This window comes from Caldimonas tepidiphila, from assembly GCF_003569765.1.
Lineage (GTDB): Bacteria > Pseudomonadota > Gammaproteobacteria > Burkholderiales > Burkholderiaceae_C > Caldimonas > Caldimonas tepidiphila.
Map to the genome: position 1 here is coordinate 1 of NZ_QXMG01000141.1, position 2,543 is coordinate 2,543.

The 2,543-nt window shown below is 69.1% G+C and carries 4 protein-coding genes; 2 read left to right on the top strand and 2 right to left on the bottom strand.

From position 1 onward, the window contains the following. On the bottom strand, nucleotides 1-507 hold a 507-nt coding region (locus D3A59_RS24725; protein WP_170162397.1), incomplete at its 3' end, for a winged helix-turn-helix domain-containing protein. Between the two features lie 96 nt (nucleotides 508-603). On the opposite strand from D3A59_RS24725, the gene D3A59_RS24730 reads away from it, so the two are divergent. Continuing rightward, on the top strand, nucleotides 604-1,095 hold the full coding sequence (locus tag D3A59_RS24730) for a 3'-5' exonuclease (RefSeq protein ID WP_272868096.1): 492 nt from the start codon (nucleotides 604-606) through the stop codon (nucleotides 1,093-1,095). 181 nt (nucleotides 1,096-1,276) lie between these two features. After that, nucleotides 1,277-1,684: a hypothetical protein gene (locus D3A59_RS24735; RefSeq protein ID WP_205665272.1), complete on the top strand. Its 408-nt coding sequence runs from the start codon at nucleotides 1,277-1,279 to the stop codon at nucleotides 1,682-1,684. A gap of 634 nt (nucleotides 1,685-2,318) precedes the next feature. Here D3A59_RS24735 and D3A59_RS24740 read toward each other — a convergent pair. Next, nucleotides 2,319-2,543: HupE/UreJ family protein (locus D3A59_RS24740; protein WP_205665273.1), on the bottom strand; the 225-nt coding region annotated here is incomplete at its 5' end.

Genomic DNA, 2,543 nt, shown 5'->3' on the forward strand with positions numbered 1-2,543 from the left:
AGCTCGTTTTTTAAAAGCCGCCCGGGCAGCGTCGTCGGACTGCGGATGGTGGGGGCGGGGCACCAGGCTCGACTGCTTGAGCCGGTGCAGCAGCAGGTACACCCCGTTGAGGCTGTACTCGACGCCGAACTCCTCGCGCAGCAGCACCCGCAGATCCTCCCCCCGCCAGGCGGCCAGCCCGCTGCTCGCAGGCGGACCCTCGTGCACCCGACGCAGGAACTCCGCCTCGCGCTCGTGCGCCAGGCGCTGGCGCGCGCCCGGGCGCGGGCGGTCGTGCAGCCCGGCGAGCCCCTCGGCTTCGAAGCGCCGGATCCAGTCGTAGAAGTCGTAGAGCTGGCTCTTGCCCAGCGCGAACTGCCCGGCGGTCTCGGCCACCGAGTGGTCCAGCGCCAAGTGGCGCAGCGCCAGCAGCCGGCTGCGCGCCCGGCCGTCGCGCTCGTGGCGCGCCGCAGCCTCGAGCTCCTGCGCGCTCCAGCGTCGCGCCACCCCCACTACGTCATGTGACATCGCATCGCTCCCGGGTCCGATCGCATCCAGCATTGGATTCCGGAGAGCAGATGGAGTTCGTATGAGACCGCGGCCAGGTGGCTGCTGCGCGAGCCGCTGTTCCTCGACACTGAAACGACCGGCTTGGACGAGGCCGATCAAGTGGTGGAGCTTGCGCTGCTCGACGCGCGCGGCGCCGTGCTGCTCGACACCCTGGTGCGGCCGAGCTGCGCGGTCGCCGAGGGCGCGCGCAGCGTGCATGGCATCACCGATGCGGAGCTCGCCGGCGCGCCGGCATGGGCCGAGGTCGACGCGCAGCTGCGCCAGCTCACCGCCGGGCGGCTGCTGGTCTCGCACAATGCCGGCTTCGACGCTCGGCTCGTCGATCAGACTTCGGACGCGCACGGCTGCGCGCCGCTCGTGGCGGCCGAGTGGGCGTGCACGATGGAGCTGCTGACCGGCGCCAACGGGGGGCGCTGGCCGGACCTGGGGCTGGCGCTGTCGATCGTCGGCGCCGCGCCCCCCGAGGGCGCCGCGCACCGTGCGCGGTACGACGCGGAGTGCTGCAGGCGCATCGTGCTGGCGCTGGCGGCTGCAGGCACCACATAGCCCCCGACCCTGCGCATGGCATGCCGATCTGCAGGCATGCCGCCGACCCGGTTCTGGGCGGCGGTAGTCGCAGCGTGCGCGCAGGCCGGTCGTGCACACCGCGCGGCGCTGATACACGTTATGGAATGCGCGGGATGTCAACAGCGACGTGATTTGCCGCTGGGTACACAAGGAGTCGGGTGTGCTCTTCGACCTGATGCCGGTGCTGCCGGAAGTGCTGGGCTTCTCGAACCGCTGGTACCCCTACGCGGTGGAAACTGCCGTGTCCGTAGACCTGGGCAACGGCATCACGATCCGGCTGGTCAGCGCCGAGGCCTTCGTCGCCACCAAGCTGGAAGCCTTTTCCAGCCGAGGTGGCGGCGATTTCCTGACCAGCCATGACCTTGAGGACGTTCTGAACATCGTCGATGGGCGCGAGGAGCTGGCCGAAGAGATGGCCGCCGCACCCGCCGAACTCCGAGAGGCCGTTGCCGCGGCCTTCGGCCCTCTGTTGAAGAACCAGGACTTCGCGAACGTGCTGCCGGGCCTGTTGGCCGAGCCGGAGCGCGCCGGCCTCGTCATGGAACGCCTAAAAGCCTTGAGCCAATGAGCCGCCACCAGGACAACACTGCTACGACAACGCCCCGATCGAGAGCTTGCAGGGGCAGCCTGAAGACCGGGCTCGTGCACCAGCGGCGCTGGTAGACGCGAGCGCGGGCCATGGCGGCGATCCGCGAGTGGATCGAGATTCTTACCAGCAGCGACGCCACAGCCGCCTGGCCTACCCCGCTTAGCCCGGGAAGCTCGATGTGGCAAGGCACGTCCAGCCGATTCAGGCCTGCACGATGGCCATTTCCTCCAAGCGAACCGTCTGCTGATCGCGTTCAAGCCCGGCGCTGGCCAGCGCCAGCGCACCGCGGCCTCGCTGTGTTTCTCCAACCCGCTTCCCGCCCTCCCCGTCCTTGAAATGGGACTCCGCACCAGCCCGACCGATCGGCCACCACGAAAGAAATACAGTGGCCGTGGACAGGCAGGTCACTGCGTGACCGTCCTGTGCAGGCTCCTGCACAACAGACACTTCCGGCCAAAAGGCGTCTTTCCCCAAGGGCCGCTTTGTGGAAGGGGCAGTGGCGAGAGACAGCCCTCAAACAAAGCTCTGGACTACGCGGTGCTCAAGGAGTAGGGCTTGCAAAAGGCGTCGAGTCCATAAACGGGACAGAACCACTCCGCGCCGCAGCAGTTGCTCAGGCGGGGAGGAGGTGCACGTCGAAGGCCCGCTCCACCAGCCACACGCCAGCCAGCGCCGCGATCCCAGCAGAACCCAGCCGTACCGCGCCCAGCCGGTACGCGCGTGTCTCGCGCAGCAGGAAGGCCAGCGGCAGCAGCAGCGCGACGACGAGCAACTGGCCGAGCTCGACGCCGAGGTTGAAGCCGAGCAGCGGCAGCGCCAGCGCGCCGCGCTCGAGCCC